Below are 20,039 nucleotides of genomic sequence, written 5' to 3'. Positions count from 1 at the left end.
TCCTTTTTTCTGGAAAAACCTTAGTTCTGTAGATACAGAGATCGGTGAGAACACCGAGTACACAGAGAAAACAGAAGAGTGAAATCGTATTCTGATGAGTAAGAATCTTCAGTTAGCCATAGGGCCAAACCTTGAACCACAGAGTAAAACGAGGCTACAGAGAAAACCATTGAATCTATTGTGTTCCTCTGGTTCAAGGTTTGGCTCCATTAGCTTAAAGCTGAAGCGCTTTTATAATTCGGAACCGTATTGAGAGGGCGTGAAGTAAGCCAAATTCTTAGCTCAGTTTCTTTGTGTGCTTAGTATTCTCATGTTTCTCTGTATTTACAGATCTTTTGCAAGTTTTCGGTATGAAATCATGAGTAGTTTCCGCCTTACACTTTTGCGGCATGGCGCTACGGTTGCCCCAAAGGGGATGTTAATCGGTCATACCGATTTGCCCTTGTCGGCCTTGGGCGAGCAGCAAATGGCTAGCCGCAATGATCACTTTGTTCGCTTTCCTCCAAGTAGTATTGCTAGCTCTGATCTTGGCCGCTGTGCGGGCTTTGCTCAGCAGTTGGCGGAAAAAACTGGGCTGAATTGCCATATTAACCACAATTTGCGCGAAATGTGTTTTGGCGAATTGGATGGTTTAGCCAAGCCTCAATGGAGCGAGCAGCAACAGGCTGCTTGGGCGCTTTGGTCACATAATCCTGAGAGTTATACGGGGGCTGGTATTGAAGGCTGGGCGAGTTTCTCTGCTCGGGTAAATGCAGCTTGCCGCTTATGGTTGCAAGCTGTCCATGGGGACCATAGGGTATTGATTACCCATGGTGGTGTGGCTAAAGCCTTATTACTGGATTGGCTGGGCCTGCCCGCAGCGCGGCACAGCCAGTTTTGGCTGGCGCACGCGGGGATGATTACGCTTTATTGGGATGATGAATATCCGCCTGTTTTGCAGGGAATTGATAATGAAGTTTTGCAGGGTGAGTGAAATTCGCCAAATTCTAAAAGATCTTTTTAGTACCTTCGGCACGTTGATTTTGGAGCGGCATCCCCGCAGGGGACTCCCTTTCTTGAACGGCCAAGAAAGGAAGCAAAGAAGGCCGCCCCGAACAGCACGAAGGCCCCTCACTGCGGATAATCAGCTCGGCGAAAAAGGCTGCGCGCTCGCTGCCTCGCTACCCCTTTTCCGAAACCCCGAGCTGCTTATTCCTCGCTTCGGCGTGCTTCAGGGGTATTTTAAAGCCCTATGCCAAGATCACAGTGATTATGCTTTTTCTTTGTGTGTTAATAAAAAATCAAATTACTTAGCATCGCCCGCTGTACAGATATATTTGGCGGTGAAATCATGAAATTTGACTGGCGCGAGCCCGTGCTGGCGGTGCAGTTTTTAACCCGCCTGCCAACGCCGCAGATTCGTCAATTTGAGCCGACTTTACTTGCCGCTGCTGCGCCGTGGTTTCCTGTGGTTGGCTTGTTGATTGGTGCGTTTTTAACTGCGATGGTGTTTCTTGCTGCCAAAGCAGACCCTTGGCTCGCTGCTTTGGCGGGTTTTTTACTTTGGACATGGATTACCGGCGGGCTGCACTTAGATGGCCTTGCTGATATGTCGGATGGTTTAGGCGCTGCGCATCGTGATCCGGAACGGTTTTTGGCGGTGCTGAAAGATCCGCATCTGGGCAGCTTTGGCGTGTTGGCTCTGATTTGCCAGTCTGCTGCTAAGCTGGTGCTCTTAATGCTGCTGGCTAGACAACAAGAATGCTTGGCGTTGTTGTTGATCCCCGCATGGGCACGCTTTGGTGTTTTGTATTGGAGCCGTTTACCCGCTTTAGCCCCTGGCATGGCCGAGCAATTTGCCTGGCAAAAAACCAGCTGGTCGCTGTATATTCTTTTGGCAGTGCTTTTGCTGGCATCCTATTGGATTGCCCCAGCATTAATGCTGGCTCCTCTGCTGATTTTGGCTTATGCCAAGTGGTTGATGCATAAATTAGGCGGGATGACAGGGGATTGCCTGGGAGCGGGAATAGAGATAACTGAAACGGGCTTATTATTTTGCGTGCTTGTTCTGATCATATAAGGCGTGCAGCGATACGGTTGCGCACCCTGTAAAAACGTTGATTTTGATGTTTATAGGAATGGTTTATGAAAATTATCCGCAATATTGAAGTCTGGGAAAAAGGCATGGATGGCGGCTTTATCGGCCATTTGGCCATTGCCGAAACTATCAGCGTTGAGTTTTTATTCAGCATGTTTCGCCATGAGCAAGATAAGCCAGATCCTGAAATGAAGCTCTCTTATATGCTGGATGCCGCCCGTATTGCCCTGCTGCAACCCTATGTGGCCGAGCCAATGGATCTGTTAAAAAACGATTATATTCTGACCGCACACGGCCAGCCTGATTACTAATTTTTCTGATCCGAAGGGGCATTCTGCCCGCTCTGCAAGCCTAATCTGAAAGTATTTGATTCTGGTCAAATACCCTATATCTAGCTAAGCACATAGGTTTAAAACACCATATATTGTGGTCTGTGAAAATATTCTACCCTGATCCAGGTGGGGAAAAATGACTATAGATCCGCAGTATGTGCTTAAACGCGATGGCCGCATCGTGCCTTTTGATATGGATAAAATCCGCCTTGCCCTGCTCAGTGCCAGCCGGGTGACGGGCGAATTTGATGAGGCAGAAGCGACACGCTTAAGCACGCTGATTAGCAGCCGCTTGCAGGGTGATCTCACCCCCACCATCGAGCAGATTCAGGATCAGGCTGAAGAAGCGCTGCTGCAATATCATTATTTAAAAACCGCCCGCGCTTTTATTGCTTACCGCAGCCAGCATGCGCGTTTGCGCTCGGATGTGCGTACGGTGGTGGATGTTGAATCGTCGATTAATGAATACTTGGATCAATCTGACTGGCGGGTCAATGCCAATGCCAATCAGGGCTGGAGCTTGGGCGGGCTGATTTTAAATACCAGTGGCAAGATGATTGCCAATTACTGGTTAAGCCATGTTTATCCGCCCGCTATTGGCGAGGCGCATCGCTCTGGTGCCATGCATATTCATGATTTGGACATGTTGTCTGGTTATTGTGCGGGCTGGTCTTTGCGCCGCCTCTTGCAAGAGGGTTTTAATGGCGTGCCGGGCAAGGTTGAGGCTAAACCGCCTAAGCATTTTTCTGCAGCCATTGGCCAGATTGTTAATTTCTTAGGCACTTTGCAAAATGAATGGGCGGGTGCTCAGGCGTTCAGCTCATTTGATACCTATATGGCGGCGTTTATTCGTGCAGATAATCTGCAATACACGCAGGTAAAGCAGTATATCCAAGAGCTGATTTACAACCTGAATGTGCCCAGCCGCTGGGGCACGCAAACACCATTTACTAATCTGACTTTCGATTGGATTTGCCCAGAAGATTTGCGCGAACAAATCCCCTATGTGGGTGGCAAGGAAATGCCATTTAGCTACGGCGATTTGCAAACCGAAATGGATATGATTAACCGTGCCTATATCGAAGTGATGATGGAAGGCGATGCCTTGGGGCGGGTGTTTACTTTCCCGATTCCCACCTACAACATAACCAAAGATTTTGCCTGGGATCACCCCAATACCGATCTTTTGTTTGAAATGACCGCTAAGTATGGCCTGCCCTATTTCCAGAATTTTTTAAATTCGGATCTAGAGCCGCATATGGTGCGCTCCATGTGCTGCCGCTTGCAGCTTGATCTGCGCGAGCTTTTAAAGCGTGGCAATGGCTTATTTGGCTCGGCCGAGCAAACCGGCTCGCTGGGTGTGGTCACCATTAATTGCGCGCGAATTGGTTATGAATTTAAAGGCAATGAAGTAGGCCTCTTGGCGCGGATTGATACGCTGATGGAGCTGGCCAAGCAATCTTTAGAAATTAAACGCAAACTGATCGGTCGTTTAATTGATGGCGGCCTATATCCCTATACCAAACGGTATTTAGGCACGCTGCGTAATCACTTCAGCACGCTTGGCGTGAACGGTATTAACGAGATGATTCGCAATTTTAGCGATGATCAAGACGATATCAGTAGCCCAGAAGGCTATGCCTTAGCGATTCGTTTGCTGGATCATATCCGCGCCAAAATGAGCGAGTTTCAAGAAGAAACCGGCCATCTTTATAATCTGGAAGCCACGCCCGCCGAAGGCACGACTTATCGCTTTGCTAAAGAAGATAAGAAGTTTTACCCCGATATCTTGCAAGCAGGCACGGTGGAGCAGCCCTTCTATACCAACTCCAGCCAGCTGCCGGTGGGCTTTACCGATGATCCGTTCGAAGCCTTGGGCCGTCAGCAGGAATTACAGCGCAAATACACCGGCGGCACGGTGCTGCATCTGTATATGAACGAGGCGATTTCCAGCCCCGCCGCATGCAAAGCACTGGTGAAAAAAGCGCTGACCAACTACCGCCTGCCCTATATCACCATCACGCCCACCTTCTCTATCTGCCCGAAACACGGCTATCTAAGCGGCCACCACGAGTTTTGCCCGAAATGCGATGGCGAGTTGCTGGCGAAGAAGAGCTGTGCTGCTGCATAAGCATCTACACACATTAGCGTGTACTTCAGTGCTGTGGCTTCCCCCTTTGTAAAAAGGGGGAATAAGTGCATCAAACTGATGCAGTAGCCCATATTTGTTGATTTCGAATATTTGAGAAAAAGGATCCATCATGAGTGATTTATCGGTTCAAACCAAGCTGGCCCCTGAGCTTAAAGATGAAGAACGTACTCGCTGCGAGATCTGGACTCGGGTGATGGGGTATCACCGGCCGGTGAGCAGTTTTAATATTGGTAAGAAAGGCGAGTTTAAAGAAAGACAATTCTTTAACGAATGTAATACCGCTCAATAATGATGCCCGCGGCCAAGATTGGCGGCCTAGTGCCGTTTTCTAGCTGTGATTATCCCGGCAAGCTGGCTTGCGTAGTGTTTCTGGCGGGCTGCCCTTGGCGCTGTGGCTACTGTCATAATCCGCATCTGCAAGCGCGAGAGCAGCACGATGCAGCACCACAGTGGGATGAAATTCTGATCTGGCTAAAAACGCGCCGCGGCCTTTTGGATGCGGTGGTTTTTTCGGGGGGCGAGCCACTGACCGAGCCGCGTTTACCTGAAATGATGAGTGCTGTAAAAGCGCTGGGTTTCAACATTGGCCTGCATAGCGGCGGCGCTTATCCCAAGCGTTTGCAGGAATGCCTGCCCTATCTGGATTGGGTGGGTTTTGATATCAAAAGCGATTTTATGCTTTACGAAAAAATCACCACCGTTACTGGTAGTGGTGCTGTGGCCAGTGCCTCATTAAAGCTGCTGCTGGCGAGTAAGGTGGCGCTGGAATGCCGTAGTACTATTCACCCCAGCCTGCATAGCGAGGATGAGCTAATTCACCTTGCCCAAATATTAAGCAAAGCAGGGGTGCAGCGCTATGTCTTGCAATCCTTCAGGCCTGCTGGTTGTATCGAGCCTGCTTTGATTAATTCTGCGCAGCTTCATTTTCCTCTGCCTGCCACTTTAGTGGCAATTGAGCAGCAGTTTGCATCATTTGAGTTTGTACCAACACTTGTTGCCTGAATGCCCTGTAAGCTTGTTTTACGCTGGAGAAAATCAAAAAGTTGGCTTGTAACTCATCCAGTTTATGGTGACGGGCGGCGATAAACTCGGTTTGTTTTTTGCGCCCTGCTAGGGCTAGGGCGATGCCGCGCTCTTTTAAATCTCTTTGCAAAATAATGATCGCTTCGATGCCTGCGATATCAATTTGATTAATCGGCACGGTATCCAGCACCACCCATGAAACATGGGGCGAGGCACCATCGGCTAAAGATAAAACCCGCTGGCGGAAGTAATTGGCGTTAAAGAAATTAAGCGAGGCATCAAAGCGATACACCAACATGCCATCAATGGGGGCTGCGCCAGGATGGTGGGATAGGTCGTGAAAGCTGGTTTTGCCAGGATATATACCCAGTAGGCTTTCATGTGGCCGGGCCAGCTTAATCAGCAGCCTTAGCGTAGCCATTAACACGGCAAATAGCATGCCCTGCATCACGCCTACACAGGCCACGCCAATCACGGTGAGGATGGCAATGCCGTATTCGCCACGGCTGGCTTGGCGAAAATAAATAAAATTGGCAAAACTCATCAGCCCAAACGAGGCGGTAATCAGCACGGCGGCCAGTGCGGCAATCGGCACATATTGCAGCGGGGCGGTAAATAGCGCGATGGCAATGGCGATGGTCGCCGCTGCGACTAGGCTTACCATTTGAGTCTTACCACCGGCATTATCATTCACCGCCGTTCTGGAATCCGCGCCGCTAATCACAAAGCCCTGTGAAAACGCCGCTGCAATATTGGCCATACCCAGCGCGGTAAATTCCCTGTCTGCATCGATCTCGTAGCGATTTTTTGCGGCAAAGCTGCGGGCAGTCAGAATGGCGCTGCTAAAGCTGATCAGTGCCAGCCCCGCTCCTGCCCCGAGTAATTCACCCAGATGGGCCCGGGGAATAGTGGGCCAGTGCAAGGTGGGTAGGCCAGCTGGCAATAAGCCGATAATGGCGATGCCTGCATTTTGTAAATTCAGACTAAAGATGATTAACCCTGCCAGCCCCATGGCAACAAGGGCGGTGGGCAGCTTAGGCAGTAGGCGTTTAATAACTTGAATGGCTAACAGCGTACCAAGGCCAATGACTGCTGTGGCTGGATGCAGCTCGGGCAGGCGATCTGGCAGCTCCAGAATCCGGCCAATAAAATCGTGTTTATGAAAAGTAAATCCCAGCAATTTACCTAGCTGCCCCAGTGCAATACTGATTGCTACACCGTTTAAAAAACCAGCCAGAATGGGCGGGGATAAGAAGTCGGCCAGAAACCCCAGCTTAAAGCGGCTAGCGAGCAGGCAAAACAGCCCGGTAATCAGCGCCAAAGCCACTGAAAGCGAGATATACAGCTCAGAATTTCCCATTGCCATCGGCAGCAAGGTAGAAGCCACCATGGCACAGGTCGCGGCATCTGGGCCGACGATTAATTGCCTAGAAGAGCCAAACAGCGCATAAGCCACCATGGGCAGAATGCTGGCATATAGGCCAGCAATCGGGCTCATTCCCGCCAACTGGGCGTAGGCCACGCCCACCGGCAGCGCGACGGAGGCCACCGATAAGCCCGCCAGCAAATCCTGCCGCCAGCAATCCCGTGGGTAATTTAGAAATATGGCCAGCCCAGGGATAATGCGCAGAAAGAATATGTTCAATGCAGGGTCCTGTTGCTTAGCTAACGTTTTTTTCAGGGAGGCAAAGCGTTATATTTTGCCCACTTGGGGGGGATGAGCGTTGTGTATTGATGTGCCGCTTATTCTTAGCAAATCACCCCTGCCTGATCTCTGCAAAACTGAATAAACCTGCGCAAAGCGGTGGAGTGATATTTTTGTTTATGCCATGCAAGGTAAAGCTGGCGTGGGAAGCGCTGCTGCATGGCGAGGCAAACTAATCGCCCATTATTGATACGGTCTTGTGCTGCCAGCCTGGATATAAAGCTGATGCCCAGCCCCTGTTCCACAGCTAACATGACGGCCTCTAGGGTATTTAGTTCCAATCCGATTCGGCTGGTGCTGAGCTGTGGCTGTATCAGTTGCTCAAATTGTTCCCGATTACCTGACATGGGTTCACGAAGCACCCATGTTTCGCCGCTTAATGCAGAGATAGCCAGTTTGGCCTGTTTGACAAATGGATGAGCGGGGGCCGCCACAATGCACATTTCATCCTGCAGCCATGGATCGGCGATTAAATCTGGGTGATGGTTTTCACCTTCGATCAAGGCGAGATCCAGCTCAAAATGCGCAAGCGCATGGCTCAGGATATGGGTATTGGCGATGGATATGCGTGGTGTGGTGGTTTGTTCGGTGCGTGCCAGCAAAATAGGTAGCAGATAGTTGCCTATGGTTTGGGTAGCCCCAAGGCGCAGCTGGCCGACCGGTTCGTTATCGCTGGCAAACATCGTTTCAATATCCATCATCCGGGCGAGCAATTCTTCGGCCACGGGCTGTAATAATTTACCTTCTGCGTTTAATTGCAGGCGCGGATGTATCCGATCAAACAACGGTGTGGCCAGCTGGCGCTCTAACTCTTGCAAAGACTGAGAAATGGCGCCCTTGCTCAGGCACAGCTCATTGGCTGCCGTGCCAAGATTGCCATAGCGGGCAATGGCAGCGAAGGATTTTAGCTGTTGCAGAGTGAGCTTCATTTGATTTAACTAAACGCCTAATTCAAATCATTTAGATATGATAAACAATATCCGGGCGGTATTCTATTTGTACTGCAATAAATAAGAAGGTCGTCGTATGTTTAAGCGAATTCATCAATTACTTGCCGCCGCTCCTACTCCAATGGCGGGTTTAGCTTTAGGCCTTGCCAGCCTTGGGTGGTGTTGGGAAAACGCTGGCGATTTTTCTGGTTATGCTCAGCTATCAGGCGCTGTGATCGCCTCAGTGCTGTTACTTATTCTAGCTTTCAAATTTGTGCTTCACCCCCGTTTACTGCTGAAAGATTTAGCCCACCCTGTGGTTGGCAGCGTGGTTCCAACCTTTGCAATGGCTACGATGGTGGTGTCAAAGGCATCAGGTCACTTTGCTCCCGCTTTTGCTGAGGGTCTTTGGCTATTTGCCGTGATCTTGCATATGGTGTTTCTGGCGACGTTTATCTGGCATCGGGCTAAAGACTTTGAAATTCACCATATGGTGCCAAGCTGGTTTGTGCCACCGGTAGGGATTATCGTTGCGGATGTGGCTTTTCCTGGCGGGCAATTTGCCGCTCTAGCAAATGGCTTGCTGTGGTTTGGGATATTTTGCTACGCAGTGATGCTGCCGCTGATGCTCTACCGTTTGATTTTCAGCCATGAAGTACCTGATGCGGCCAAGCCAACCATCGCCATTCTGGCTGCCCCTGCCAGCCTCTCACTTGCGGGCTACTTAACCGTGACCACCGAGCCATCGCTGCTGATTGTGGCTCTGTTATTCGGGATTGCGGTGCTGATGACAGGCATTATCTACCTCGCCTTTTTCAAGCTGCTGATTCTGCCCTTTTCACCAGGCTATGCTGCATTTACTTTCCCGCTGGTAATTGGTGCTACGGCGCTGTTTAAAGTGAGTCACCTGCTTGGGCAATGGGAATTTGCTGCTGCTTATGTGAATCAGATTCAATGGCTGGCGCAGTTTGAATTAGGCATTGCCACCGTGGTTGTGGGCTATGTGGCGCTGCGGTATGCGATATTTTTTATGGCAAAAGATGATGTAGTTACATTTAAAGCAGGGCAGTTGCTGCACAGATAATAAGGGTTGAGTCATCTGAGTGAATTAAAAAAGGCCGCTGCTGCGGCCTTTTTCTATGGAGCTAAAGCGATTTACTCTGCTTTGCTCTCTGCGTCGGTGATTGCTGGTTCAGCAATCACTTCGCTGGTTCAGCAATCACTTCGCTGGTGGCAGAAAGCACTAGCTGCTCAACAGCCACTTCTTCTGCTGTGGCTGCGGTTTGTGGCTTTTTGCGGTCTTCGATGTTTTGTACAAACTTGGCTGCGGCAGCTTTTTCTTCTGCAGTTACATCGCCTGCTGGTTTGCCATTCAGATCAAAGCGTTTACCGCCACGAGCTACTGATTTCAGGTAGCGCACTTTACGGCAATGGGCCGCAATCGAGCGATGTACATGATTGGCACCGAATTGCGGCAGTGCTTTTTCCAGTTCTTTGTGAACACCGATCATTAAAGGCTTGAACTGCTTCATCACCGGATAGCGCTGATAAAGTAATTCAATAATCATAATTTGCTGTTGACGGGCTGATTTCTCGCCAATCGCAGATTGTAATGCTTGAGCTAAAGCTGAATTTTGATCGGTCATCATTAGAAAACTAGGGTTGGTATGAAGGGGTAGCTTACCTTAACTCGGCGTTTGCATATACCGTACTATCGCAAAGTGTCGCTTATCGGTCTTTTTGAAAATAGCTTTTTAGCTGGTTTGTGTAGCTGGAATACGGTGAAAAAAGCAGATTAAGCACCTTTAAACTTAATTTTTCAGGCATTTTTTGTCTTTTAGGCTGAATTTCACCCTGCTTTTTGTATTTTTGGCTGTAGGGGCACTATTTGCCAGAAGGGCCGTGCTTGTGGCAACTAAAGGCTGGATTTGTGGATTAAAACCATGGAGCAGGGGGCCAAACAGGCGATGCTGACCCGTTGAGAGGGCTCTCTTTCACTGGCCCAGTGCCAGGCTGGGCTGATATTCCCATCAATCATTAAGCTGTTGCCCCGGATTACCTGCTCACGAATCCCGGCTTTAAAAGCCGCTTCACGCAGTGTCCAGAGCAAGTAAAAACGCTCTTGGGATTCTTCCGGGACGGCGCTGACCCAGCTGGCTTCATCCTGATGCAGTGCAAATTCAGCCAGCTTGGCGATATTGGCCTTGGGGCGGCAGCTTTCTATATCCAGCCCGATTCGTTGGGGGTTCACCGTTACTCCCAGGCTGTCTCCGCTGTGTGAAATACTGGCATGTAAATGAGTGGCCCGGCTTAAATAGGGGAAGAACTCCCCTTCTTCAATATCGCCTGCCATGTATTCAATTCCTAAAAATTGGCTTGCAGCCTGGGCGAGCAACAGACGCCCAAGAATAAATTGTTGTGCGCGAGTGGGGGACTGGATCGCTGCCAGCTTAGCTTTACTACTGGCAGAAAGCAGATCGCTGCTCAGGTATGGGTTTTGAGTGATCCGGGTAAGAAGAACTTCGGCGTAAAGCATAAGAAAACCAAGAGCAAAGGATTTGAGCATGATAGTGCGAGGGCAATGCCCGGCAAAGGATTTGCTCACTCTGATTATAAAACTTCATCCTCTGCGGGGCTGTGTGCCCGCCGTTCGGCCATTCTTTGCCCCATTGCAGCTAGCGTGGGCGCATCAAGCAGTTTTTCGGCGCTGGGATAAATGCGTGCTTCTTCTAGATCGGCATGGGCCGGGTAAAGTCTTGCAAATTCCTGCGCAAGAGCCAGTGGCAAGATTTCACCATGGCCTGCTGCCAGTGGAATTAAATAGCTGCGTATATCCTGCCAAAGCAGTGCAAGTGTTTCGTGCTCTGCACTGACCGATGCAATAAGGGTTTGCAGCTCAGCATCGCCGTAATGGCTGAGCAGCGGAAACAAATCGAGATCTTCATCTTCGTGGTGCAGCGGTGCCGCTACATCAAAATAACGCAAAATGCTTGCAGCAGCGTCCTGAGCCTTGCTGTCCACCCCTTCTTTTATCAGGTACTGAGCCAGTTTGAGTGTTAATTCTGCGTATTGGCGCACTCTGTCGTGGCAGGCCATCAGCATGGCGATGGGTGTTTCAAATGTGATTGATTCAGCAGAAAACAGCGACATCATGCTTCTCCTCTTATTTCCGACTAATTTAGTCGGATTTTACGCAGAAATATAGGACCAGCTTTGATTTAAACCAAATGAAATAGTAAATATACTTACATGTGTAAGTATATTTACTAACAGATTTGAATTAAATTAGTCAGATTCGTTTAAGTAATTTGCGATTAAAACGCTATAATTGCTGCTTTGCAAAAAAGTTAGCAGAGGCATTATGGAAGAGCAGGGTACATCATCAATTAATCCCCAAAGGGCGGTCATCAGGCCATACGCTAACGAGCGCCGCCTGTTTGTGATCATGGCCGTGATTTCAGGGCTGAGCTGGCTGGCTTTAACGCTGGTCACCTTTGGCATTATCTGGATCATTATGCTGGTGCTTTATCTCATCGGCTTATTTGGGTTTTCATATTTTATTTCTTATGTACGCGGCAATGGTGTTCGGGTCACTGCTGAGCAGTTTCCTGATTTACATACCCGTTTTGATCATTGTTGCCAGATTATCGGGCTGAAAAAACAACCAGAATTTTATTTAATGACGGGAAATGGTGCTTTAAACGCATTCGCCACCCGTTTTTTACGCCGCTATTATGTGGTGCTGCTCAGCGATATTGTCGATGCTTTGCAGGATGATAACGAGGCGCTGAATTTTTATATCGGCCACGAGCTGGGCCACATTGCGCAAAAGCATTTAGTGCATCACTGGTGGCTGGTTTTTGCCAGCTGGATTCCCCTGCTTGGCACAGCGTATTCCCGTGCCAGAGAATACAGCTGCGATCAGTATGGCTTAGCCTGCACAAGCAATAAGCAAAGCGCTGTGCATGCTCTGGCGGTATTAGCAGCCGGCTGCAGCCGCTGGAAAAGCTTGAATACACAGGCTTATATCGCTCAGGCCCAGGATACAGATGGCTTCTGGATGGCGGTGAATGAATTAACCGCAGATTACCCATGGCTGTGCAAGCGGGTTGCCCGCATAGAAAACGGCGACGCTGCTGTATTTCCTCGTCGTAATATCTTTGCATGGATTATTTCTGCCACGATCCCCAATACAGGTTTTGGTTTAATTGGCGCGATGGTTGTTTATATCTATTTGCTGCTGATTCTGTTGCCGGTTTCCATCTCTGCGTATTCCCAGTACCAGACTAAGGCACTGAATGCCAAAACACAGGTGGAATTAAGCCAAGCTTATACTGAGGGTATGGTTGCGGCCAAGCTGGTGGGAAACTTCTACGAAGAAAACCAATATATGCCGGAAGTCGTTGAAGCATTGGGTTTTAAAATTCCGGCTAAGAGCTTGATTAAAAGTGTAGAAATCAACCCTGAATCGGCCGAAATTAGCTTAGCGCTAAACGCGCCTCATCAGGATAAAGAGATTATTCTTAGCCCTTCTGCTGGTGATGATGGCTCGGTCAGCTGGGCTTGCAGCGTAACGGGTAAAGTGGATACAGATGCTTTACCTCATGATTGCTCCCCCGCATTTGATGAATCTGATACTGGCAGAGCCGCGCCGGAATCAACAACATCGCTGGGTAAATTATTTAAATTCTTAAAGTAATTAAATAAAAAGGGCTGCAGGATAAAAATCTGCAGCCCTATTTTTATGGCGGTTTAAATCATATCAGGCTTAAACATCAGCCTCGGCTTCATTACCCCGCGCTTCCAGCCAAGCCTTGCGGCTGCTGGCTTCAGTTTTACCCATCAGCATATGCATCAGCTCTCGGGTGTTGAGCGCCACATCATCGTTAATGCCTACCCGCAGCATGCGGCGGGTATCTGGGTTCATCGTGGTGTCGAATAATTGCTCGGCATTCATTTCCCCCAGACCTTTAAAGCGGCTGATGCTCCATGCATTTTCGCGGATTTTTTCTACCCGAAGTTTATCTAAAATGGCGGTCAGCTCGCCTTCATCCAGCGCATAGAATTTACGCGGCGGTTTGGCCTTGCCGCTGCCAGCCACATCCACACGGTAGAGTGGTGGCTGTGCAACATACACATGGCCATGGGCAATCAACTGTGGGAAATGACGGTAAAACAGCGTCAGCAGCAGTACCTGAATATGGCTTCCGTCTACGTCCGCATCCGACATAATGATAATCTTGCCGTAGCGCAGGCCAGATAAATCGGCTTTGATATCATCCAGTGTATGCGGATCAACACCAATGGCCACAGCCATATCGTGTACTTCATTATTGGCAAAAATCTGATCGCGATCGACTTCCCAGGTATTCAGCACTTTGCCGCGCAGGGGCAGAATGGCCTGAAAATCTTTATCGCGGCCTTGCTTGGCCGAGCCACCTGCCGAATCACCCTCTACTAAAAATAACTCGCAGCGCTCGCTTTCGTCCGATGCGCAATCAGTTAGCTTGCCTGGTAAAACGGCTACGCCTGATGATTTTTTCTTTTCTACTTTTTGCGAATTCTTTTGCCGTGCTTGCGCTGCACGGATACACAACTCGGCCAGTTTTTTAGCCAGATCAACGTGCTGATTCAGCCAGATTTCAAATGGCGAGCGCACGACGGTAGAAACCAGTTTTAAGCCATCGCGGCTGGTGAGTTTATCTTTAGTCTGGCCTTGGAATTGCGGGTCCAGAATCTTGGCCGAAAGCACAAAAGAGCAGCGGCCAAATAAGTCTTCCGGCAGCACTTTTACGCCCTTAGGCAGCAGGCTGTGGAATTCGATAAAGGTTTTAACCGCCTGAAATACCCCATCACGCAGGCCCGATTCGTGCGTGCCGCCTGATGGCGTAGTAATCAGATTGACATAAGATTCGCGATTGACCGGACCGTCTTCTGTCCAGGTCAGCGCCCATGCACAGCCTTCACCCAGCGAAAATGTATCGTCAACCTGCTCGATATATTTCTCGCCTTCAAAGATAGGAATCAGCTGGTTGTAGCCTGCTACTTTCTCGGATAAATAGCCGGTTAAGCCATCCGGGTAGCACCAGCTTTTATTGATCAGCTCGCCATTAGGCTGCTCGATGGCTAGGTTGACGACTAAGCCGGGTAAGAGCACGGCCTTGGATTTGAGCTGGTGTTCCAGATCGGCCAGCGGGATATTGGGCGAATCAAAATATTTAGGATCAGGCTCTACATAAACGCTGGTGCCGCTGTCTTTTTTGGCGCATGTGCCCAGCACCACCAAGGGCTCAATGACTTCCCCTGAGCCAAACACAAGCCGATGCTGCTGGCCTTCACGTTTGACTTCTACTTCTAAACGGGTTGCCAGTGCATTCGTGACTGAAACACCCACACCATGCAAACCGCCGGAAAACGCGTAAGCGCCGCCGTCTTTTTTATCGAACTTGCCGCCGGCATGCAGCTGGGTAAATACGACTTGCACCGTTGGCACGCCTTCTTCAGGGTGCAGCCCTACCGGAATGCCACGGCCATTATCGCTGACGCGCACACTTTGATTGCGGTACAGCACCACGTCAATTTGAGTGGCATAGCCGCCCAAAGCTTCGTCGGCGGCGTTGTCGATCACCTCTTGGCAGATATGCAGGGGATTATCGGTGCGGGTGTACATACCGGGACGGTGCCGGACGGGATCAAGGCCTTTTAAAACCTTAACGGAAGATTCGTCGTATTTAGGAGTTGCCATGTTTCACGTGAAACCGATTACTAAAGTTGTCGCGAGTCTAGCAAGCTGAGACAAATATAACTACCACAAGGCCACAGAAATAAAACCTGTAGGGCCGGAGTTAACTTTGTTTAGTGCCTGTTAGTGCTTTCCATCAAGGCTTTAAAAAATATATTTCCGAGGGCTTATCGGCAATCCTGCATCGTTGTATATCTTGTGCGTCAGGTATTTATTACCCGCCCAAGCCACGCCGGTATTGAATCGCCTCGGCAATATGAGCTGTACTGATGGCTTCATCCCCTGCCAGATCTGCAATGGTTCTGGCTACTTTGAGCACACGGTGGGTGGCTCGGGCGGAAAGTGATAGTTTTTGGATGGCGCTTTGTAGCAGGCCGCGCGCTTCCTCAATGAGCGGGCAGTGCTGCTCCAACAGCTTGCCATTTAAGCGGGCGTTCGGTGTATTTTGCCGCGCTGCCTGCATCTGGTGGGCCGTGGAGACCCGTTTTCTAACAACAACTGAGCTCTCGCCTGTGGCAGCGGCTAGCAGGGTGGTTTCAGGTAATAGTGGCACCTCGATCACTAAATCAATCCGATCCATAAACGGGCCGGATAATTTGCCCCGGTAGTGCCCAGCACCAAAGTTAGACTAACATTTAAGCTTTGAAAAATCAGGTTGTTACTGGGTTTTAGTGTATTTAAGTAAAACATGCTTCGTCAAAGTTATAATGAAATTTATATTGTGCTTAATTTTTTTATATTAGGGATTTGCCATTTGGCTCCCCATCCATCAGGTTATCTTGTCATTTTTCGTCCAAAAGCGTATTTCTATTAGTACAAATGCTGATAGGTTTCGAATGATGGACAATAATTCATTCATTTTTTTATATCTGGATTTTGATGGTGTTTTGCATGCAGATGGTGAACCCGCAATCGATGAAAACGGCCGCTTGTGCCAGAACCCAAATTTATTTGGCTGGCTAAAACATCTTGAGGAAATACTAGAGGATTATCCTGAAGTCAGGATAATTGTTTCATCCGATTGGCGCAGGCTTTTTGATGATGAAACTCTGATTAAGCTTTTGGGAAATATAGGATGGCGATTTTATGGTGTTGTCGAATGCATTATCTCTGATAGATATGCTGAAATCCTGCAAGATGCTACTACTAGAAAAATTAAATACTGGCTTGCACTTGATGATCATAAAACTATAAAAGCGGCGACAGCTACAGATGATAAACTGATTTTTTGTTTGCCAGGAAAAGGAATCAGCGCTCTTGAGCAGCAGCAGGAACTGCGGCAAAAAATTAAGCTGCTGTACAAAAAAATGAAATGAAGTTTTCAGTAAAAATAGAGTTATATTTATGCCTACGTAAAATGTCCTATGAAATGAAAATGCCACGAACTTAGTACTGACTGCAATGAAGGGCGATGGTTTCCAACCAGTTTTCGACCGAGTACTCGTAAAACTCTAATTAGAGTATTTAATGATGATCCATTGCCTGACTCTATGTTTCTTAGCGTTCGCAGGCTAATCCCCGCTCTTTCTGCAACCAGTTTTTGCTCTCAGTTACGATTTATGCGAAGCCACTTTTGTCTTTCTCTGAGTATTGCCTCCATTTCCTGTAGTTTTTGATTGGTAAACCCTCCTCACAAAATCAGCTCATTTTTAAGCAGAGTTTTCTCGCAATCTTTGAGGGGCTTCTATATGGAGGCCATGGTAGATTTATGGTGCCAGATTATGGTGGATTTAAAGCGCACCCCCAGGCTTTTTCCGGTTTAATTCTAGTGAACTAAGTACAAATACTTACTTGTTGCGTATGTTAAATAGGTAATAAGTCAAAGTGTTTGTAATAATTTTGGCAGGCACGCAAAACATCGGGTAATCTGAGCGATTGTTAAAATCGTGGAATGCCCATGCGCCCCGACCAGCTCCTTGCTTCTTTTGCCGCTGCCTTTAATCAGGATCAACGGCTTATTAGCCTGCAACTTGGCGATGGGGCGGCGTGGGGTGAGCAGCTGTTGCCGCAACGCGTGACAGGCAGTGAAGGGATTAGCCAGGCTTATCGCTACCAGATCAATTGCTTATCCCCCGACGGTGTGCTTGAGCTTAAATCTTTACTGGGCCTGCCGGTGGTTTTATCGGTGGCTGATGCCAATGGCAGCGAGATTGAGCGCTGTGGCGTGATATCCCAAGCGCAGTTGCTGGGATCTGATGGGGGCTTTGCAAAGTACGCGCTGACGGTAGAGCCACCGTTTGCTTTACTCCGTTACCGCCGCACTTCCCGCGTGTTCCAGGATTTATCCGTGCCGGATCTCGTGAAGCAGGTTTTGGCCGAGCATCAGGCTAAAAACCCTGTGTTTGCATCTGTGCAAACGCTGGATTTCAAATTATCCGGCACACACGGCCCGCGCTCTTATTGCCTGCAATACCGCGAGTCAGATTACGACTTTTTAGTGAGGCTGATGCAAGAGGAAGGCTTAGCGTGGCGCTTTGCTCATCTGCCGGGTGACAATCCCCAAGTGCAGCTTGTCGTCTTTGACGATGCCTTTGCCTTACCCGAGGCACAAGACAGCCAGGTGCGTTTTCACCGCGCCGATGCAACTGAAGAGAGCGATTCACTTACCGAGTGGAATAGCCAGCGTCAGGTTGGCAGCGGCTCGGTATCGCTCGCCAGCTTTAACTATAAAGCCGCCAACACCAGCCACACCGCCGATCATAGTGCGGTGGATCAGGGCGATGGCGGGCAGCAAATCCAGACAAGTTTTGAAGATTACGATGCCCAGACCCACTATTACGCCAGCGATGCAGAAGGCCTAAGCCACTACGCTAACTTGCGTCAGCAGGCTTTGGACGCGCAAAAGAAATCCTTCACCGGCTCTGGTACTTTACGCAGCCTGCAAGCTGGGCAGTGGTTTAGATTAGAAGACCACCCCGCCCATGAATGGGATAGCGCCGAGCAAAGGGAATTTGCCATTACCGAGCTAAAGTTCACCGCGCAGAATAATCTGCCGGTGGATCTAACCCAGCAACTACTGCAAGTTTCCCCCAGCCTGCTGGTAGGAGCGGTTTCAACCGCGAATCCTCCTTACCAGGCCGATTTCACCGCCCAAAGACGCGGCCAGCCGATTACCCCGCGCTTTGCTCATGAAGCACTGAGCAAGCCCAAAAGCTTTGGCGTACAAACCGCCACCGTAGTGGGGCCCGCCGGATCAGAAGTCCATACCGACGAGCAAGGCCGGATTAAGGTGCAGTTCCACTGGCAGCGTGCCGCAGAGCACCCAGAGTTTGGCGCAAACCTGGATGACAAATCATCCTGCTGGATACGTGTATCTATGCCGAGTGCGGGCGCAGGCTTTGGCCACCAGTTTATTCCGCGCATTGGGCAGGAAGTTTTAGTCGATTTTATCGAAGGCGATATCGACCGCCCTATCGTCACCGCCGTGGTCTATAACGGCAGCCACCCGGTGCCGACATTCAGCGGCGCAGGCGCTTTACCCGCCAATAAAACCCTATCAGGCATTAAGAGTAAAGAATTTGAAGGCGGCCAATACGGCGAGCTGCTGTTTGATGACACTAAGGGCGAAGTGCGTACCAAGCTATCCAGCGAGCATGGTAAAACCCAGCTCAATATGGGCTATCTGATCCACCCACGTACCGACGGCAAAGGCGAACCACGCGGCGAAGGCTTTGAGCTGCGCACCGACAAACAAGGTGCCATTCGCGCCAGCGGCTTACTCATCAGCACCGAAGCCAAAGGTGGCGCATCCGGCAAACAGCTCGACCGCAGCCCCGTGCAAAGCCAGCTGGAATCCGCTTTAGACACCGCAAAAAACCTCGGCGAATACGCCACCAAACAACTCGCCGACACCATCGAAACTGGCGACGATGATCAAACTGTTAAACCCGACAACAGCCCCGGCGACAAAGCCAGCCACGGCCACCTTTACCACCACGTGCACGCCAGCAAAAGCTTTGAAGCGGGGTCAAACACGGATAAAGACGGCAAAACTAAATCAAAAGAACAAGCTGGCCTGCAAAAAATCATCCTGCTGCACGGGACCGACGGCGTAGCCATCACCACCCCGCAAAGCCAGACCCTCAGCGCAGGCAGCAACTTGGACCATGTCGCCCAAAGAGACAGCAACCAAAGCACCGGCCGCCGCTGGATTCATAACGTCGGCCAGCACATCAGCCTGTTTACCGGCGGTATCAAAGACAAAATCACCATGAAGCTGATTGCCGCCAAAGGCCAGCTGCAAATGCAGGCCCAAAGCGACGACATCGAAATCACCGCCGACAAAAACGCTAGGTTCACCGCGATCAAAGGCAAGGGCCTCTTCAACGCCAAACAAGAAATCCTACTCACCGCCGGTGGCGCTTATATCCGTATCAAAGACGGCAAAATCGAGCTGCATGCCCCGGGCAAAGTGAGCATTAAGGGGGGCAGCCATGATTGGGGCGGGCCTGCAAGTTTAAACCCGCCTTTGCCCGCATTTGCAGGCAAGGCACCTGCCGTTGGTGATATTCAGCTCCATCATTTCTATGAAAATAGGGAAGGGATTAAAAGCGGCAAGTACACCCTGCTGGACTTGAATGGAAATAAGCATGAAGGGGCGCTGGATGCGGAGGGCAAAGCACTGGTGAGTGGCTTACCAATGGGCGCAATCAGCGTTGCCTTTCAGGCTGACCCGCGAGCACCTAAAAATCAGGAACGTAAATTCGATATTCCTAAATGGCCCCAAGCGCCATTAGCGGCCAATAAGATAGTCGAGGAGGCGCAAGCCTTAAGCCAGCTCGAAGGATTAATCCCTGCGGCCAAGGCTAAAGCAGCTCAGCTAGCGACTCAATCTGTGGCTCCAATGATCGCTGAACAACTTGCCCCCGCCAAAGCACTACTCGGGCAGGCAGAGCAAGGCTTAGCACAAGTTCAGCAAGTGCAGGCTCAGGCCCAGCAGGGGCTGGATCAGCTGAAACAAGTACAGGCCAAAGCGGAACAAGCGCAGGCCTTACTCGATCAAGCCAGAAATAAAATTCTTTGAGCCTGACCACCCAATAAGCATCGTCTCTCCTATAACCCCACCTGGCTTCATACCCA

The 20,039-nt window shown here is 49.7% G+C and carries 18 protein-coding genes and 1 pseudogene; 10 read left to right on the top strand and 9 right to left on the bottom strand.

The features are described from left to right. Positions 1–358 precede the first annotated feature (358 nt). The 6 genes from DYD62_RS16825 to DYD62_RS16795 all read left to right on the top strand — a co-directional run bounded on the left by DYD62_RS16825 (position 359) and on the right by DYD62_RS16795 (position 5,563). Positions 359–973, top strand: a complete 615-nt coding sequence (locus DYD62_RS16825; protein ID WP_165928776.1) for a histidine phosphatase family protein — start codon at positions 359–361, stop codon at positions 971–973. Positions 974–1,330: 357 nt separating this feature from the next. Continuing rightward, positions 1,331–2,059 carry an adenosylcobinamide-GDP ribazoletransferase gene (gene cobS, locus DYD62_RS16815; RefSeq protein ID WP_115228573.1) on the top strand — a complete coding sequence of 243 codons (729 nt, stop codon included), beginning with the start codon at positions 1,331–1,333 and terminating at the stop codon, positions 2,057–2,059. Between the two features lie 65 nt (positions 2,060–2,124). Further along, positions 2,125–2,388 (top strand): hypothetical protein, encoded by a 264-nt coding sequence (locus DYD62_RS16810; protein ID WP_115228572.1) that lies wholly within the window; start codon positions 2,125–2,127, stop codon positions 2,386–2,388. Positions 2,389–2,545: 157 nt separating this feature from the next. Further along, the gene (locus tag DYD62_RS16805) at positions 2,546–4,540 is read left to right on the top strand and encodes a ribonucleoside triphosphate reductase (RefSeq protein WP_115228571.1); all 1,995 of its coding nucleotides are present in this window, start codon (positions 2,546–2,548) and stop codon (positions 4,538–4,540) included. Between the two features lie 130 nt (positions 4,541–4,670). Further along, positions 4,671–4,850, top strand: a complete 180-nt coding sequence (gene nrdD / locus DYD62_RS16800) for an anaerobic ribonucleoside-triphosphate reductase (protein WP_115228570.1) — start codon at positions 4,671–4,673, stop codon at positions 4,848–4,850. After that, positions 4,850–5,563 (top strand): anaerobic ribonucleoside-triphosphate reductase activating protein, encoded by a 714-nt coding sequence (locus DYD62_RS16795; RefSeq protein WP_115228569.1) that lies wholly within the window; start codon positions 4,850–4,852, stop codon positions 5,561–5,563. The genes nrdD and DYD62_RS16795 overlap by 1 nt, the downstream gene beginning before the upstream one ends. On the opposite strand, the gene DYD62_RS16790 is transcribed toward DYD62_RS16795, so the two are convergent. Both DYD62_RS16790 and DYD62_RS16785 read right to left on the bottom strand, forming a co-directional pair. Further along, entirely contained in the window at positions 5,466–7,229 is a 1,764-nt protein-coding gene (locus DYD62_RS16790; protein ID WP_165928777.1) for a SulP family inorganic anion transporter, read from the bottom strand. The two genes, DYD62_RS16795 and DYD62_RS16790, sit on opposite strands and share 98 nt — an antisense overlap. Before the next feature lie 104 nt (positions 7,230–7,333). Then, positions 7,334–8,218 carry a LysR substrate-binding domain-containing protein gene (locus DYD62_RS16785; protein WP_115228323.1) on the bottom strand — a complete coding sequence of 295 codons (885 nt, stop codon included), beginning with the start codon at positions 8,216–8,218 and terminating at the stop codon, positions 7,334–7,336. 97 nt (positions 8,219–8,315) lie between these two features. On the opposite strand from DYD62_RS16785, the gene DYD62_RS16780 reads away from it, so the two are divergent. Beyond that, entirely contained in the window at positions 8,316–9,302 is a 987-nt protein-coding gene (locus tag DYD62_RS16780; RefSeq protein WP_115228567.1) for a TDT family transporter, read from the top strand. 115 nt (positions 9,303–9,417) lie between these two features. Here DYD62_RS16780 and DYD62_RS16775 read toward each other — a convergent pair whose 3' ends face one another. The 3 genes from DYD62_RS16775 to DYD62_RS16765 form a co-directional block, all read right to left on the bottom strand. After that, a complete protein-coding gene (locus tag DYD62_RS16775) occupies positions 9,418–9,867 on the bottom strand; it encodes a ProQ/FINO family protein (RefSeq protein ID WP_115228322.1) in 450 nt (149 codons plus the stop codon). A gap of 266 nt (positions 9,868–10,133) precedes the next feature. Then, complete coding sequence (locus DYD62_RS16770) at positions 10,134–10,754, bottom strand: 4'-phosphopantetheinyl transferase family protein (protein ID WP_165928778.1); 621 nt, start codon at positions 10,752–10,754, stop codon at positions 10,134–10,136. Positions 10,755–10,828: 74 nt separating this feature from the next. Continuing rightward, the gene (locus DYD62_RS16765) at positions 10,829–11,371 is read right to left on the bottom strand and encodes a hemerythrin domain-containing protein (RefSeq protein ID WP_115228565.1); all 543 of its coding nucleotides are present in this window, start codon (positions 11,369–11,371) and stop codon (positions 10,829–10,831) included. 208 nt (positions 11,372–11,579) lie between these two features. Between DYD62_RS16765 and DYD62_RS16760 the strand changes: the two genes are divergently transcribed. Then, positions 11,580–12,917, top strand: a complete 1,338-nt coding sequence (locus DYD62_RS16760; RefSeq protein ID WP_115228564.1) for a M48 family metallopeptidase — start codon at positions 11,580–11,582, stop codon at positions 12,915–12,917. Between the two features lie 69 nt (positions 12,918–12,986). On the opposite strand, the gene parE is transcribed toward DYD62_RS16760, so the two are convergent. The 3 genes and pseudogenes from parE to DYD62_RS24250 form a co-directional block, all read right to left on the bottom strand. Beyond that, positions 12,987–14,963: a DNA topoisomerase IV subunit B gene (gene parE, locus DYD62_RS16755; protein ID WP_115228563.1), complete on the bottom strand. Its 1,977-nt coding sequence runs from the start codon at positions 14,961–14,963 to the stop codon at positions 12,987–12,989. 211 nt (positions 14,964–15,174) lie between these two features. After that, on the bottom strand, positions 15,175–15,513 hold the full coding sequence (locus tag DYD62_RS16750; protein WP_267896135.1) for a magnesium chelatase subunit ChlI family protein: 339 nt from the start codon (positions 15,511–15,513) through the stop codon (positions 15,175–15,177). Further along, positions 15,505–15,558, bottom strand: a pseudogene (locus DYD62_RS24250) (hypothetical protein); the annotation flags it as partial. The gene DYD62_RS16750 and the pseudogene DYD62_RS24250, both read right to left, overlap by 9 nt. A 238-nt stretch (positions 15,559–15,796) precedes the next feature. On the opposite strand from DYD62_RS24250, the gene DYD62_RS16745 reads away from it, so the two are divergent. Next, positions 15,797–16,276: an HAD domain-containing protein gene (locus DYD62_RS16745; RefSeq protein ID WP_207916773.1), complete on the top strand. Its 480-nt coding sequence runs from the start codon at positions 15,797–15,799 to the stop codon at positions 16,274–16,276. Between the two features lie 32 nt (positions 16,277–16,308). On the opposite strand, the gene DYD62_RS24465 is transcribed toward DYD62_RS16745, so the two are convergent. After that, a complete protein-coding gene (locus DYD62_RS24465) occupies positions 16,309–16,497 on the bottom strand; it encodes a helix-turn-helix domain-containing protein (protein ID WP_115228917.1) in 189 nt (62 codons plus the stop codon). 360 nt (positions 16,498–16,857) lie between these two features. On the opposite strand from DYD62_RS24465, the gene DYD62_RS16735 reads away from it, so the two are divergent. Next, positions 16,858–19,983 (top strand): type VI secretion system Vgr family protein, encoded by a 3,126-nt coding sequence (locus DYD62_RS16735; RefSeq protein WP_115228561.1) that lies wholly within the window; start codon positions 16,858–16,860, stop codon positions 19,981–19,983. Positions 19,984–20,039: the final 56 nt, after the last annotated feature.

It is taken from the genome of Iodobacter fluviatilis, from assembly GCF_900451195.1.
GTDB classification, from domain to species: Bacteria; Pseudomonadota; Gammaproteobacteria; order Burkholderiales; family Chitinibacteraceae; genus Iodobacter; species Iodobacter fluviatilis.
The sequence above is the reverse complement of the archived record's forward strand: the minus strand, read 5'-3'. Positions and strand labels throughout refer to the sequence as shown.

Bases quoted from the DNA above. Each gene is read 5' to 3' on its own strand.
- DYD62_RS16825 (WP_165928776.1), top strand. From the start codon at position 359: ATGAGTAGTTTCCGCCTTACACTTTTGCGGCATGGCGCTACGGTTGCC.
- cobS (WP_115228573.1), top strand. From the start codon at position 1,331: ATGAAATTTGACTGGCGCGAGCCCGTGCTGGCGGTGCAGTTTTTAACC.
- DYD62_RS16810 (WP_115228572.1), top strand. From the start codon at position 2,125: ATGAAAATTATCCGCAATATTGAAGTCTGGGAAAAAGGCATGGATGGC.
- DYD62_RS16805 (WP_115228571.1), top strand. From the start codon at position 2,546: ATGACTATAGATCCGCAGTATGTGCTTAAACGCGATGGCCGCATCGTG.
- nrdD (WP_115228570.1), top strand. From the start codon at position 4,671: ATGAGTGATTTATCGGTTCAAACCAAGCTGGCCCCTGAGCTTAAAGAT.
- DYD62_RS16795 (WP_115228569.1), top strand. From the start codon at position 4,850: ATGATGCCCGCGGCCAAGATTGGCGGCCTAGTGCCGTTTTCTAGCTGT.
- DYD62_RS16785 (WP_115228323.1), bottom strand. From the start codon at position 8,218: ATGAAGCTCACTCTGCAACAGCTAAAATCCTTCGCTGCCATTGCCCGC.
- DYD62_RS16780 (WP_115228567.1), top strand. From the start codon at position 8,316: ATGTTTAAGCGAATTCATCAATTACTTGCCGCCGCTCCTACTCCAATG.
- DYD62_RS16775 (WP_115228322.1), bottom strand. From the start codon at position 9,867: ATGATGACCGATCAAAATTCAGCTTTAGCTCAAGCATTACAATCTGCG.
- DYD62_RS16770 (WP_165928778.1), bottom strand. From the start codon at position 10,754: ATGCTTTACGCCGAAGTTCTTCTTACCCGGATCACTCAAAACCCATAC.
- DYD62_RS16765 (WP_115228565.1), bottom strand. From the start codon at position 11,371: ATGATGTCGCTGTTTTCTGCTGAATCAATCACATTTGAAACACCCATC.
- DYD62_RS16760 (WP_115228564.1), top strand. From the start codon at position 11,580: ATGGAAGAGCAGGGTACATCATCAATTAATCCCCAAAGGGCGGTCATC.
- parE (WP_115228563.1), bottom strand. From the start codon at position 14,963: ATGGCAACTCCTAAATACGACGAATCTTCCGTTAAGGTTTTAAAAGGC.
- DYD62_RS16745 (WP_207916773.1), top strand. From the start codon at position 15,797: ATGATGGACAATAATTCATTCATTTTTTTATATCTGGATTTTGATGGT.
- DYD62_RS16735 (WP_115228561.1), top strand. From the start codon at position 16,858: ATGCGCCCCGACCAGCTCCTTGCTTCTTTTGCCGCTGCCTTTAATCAG.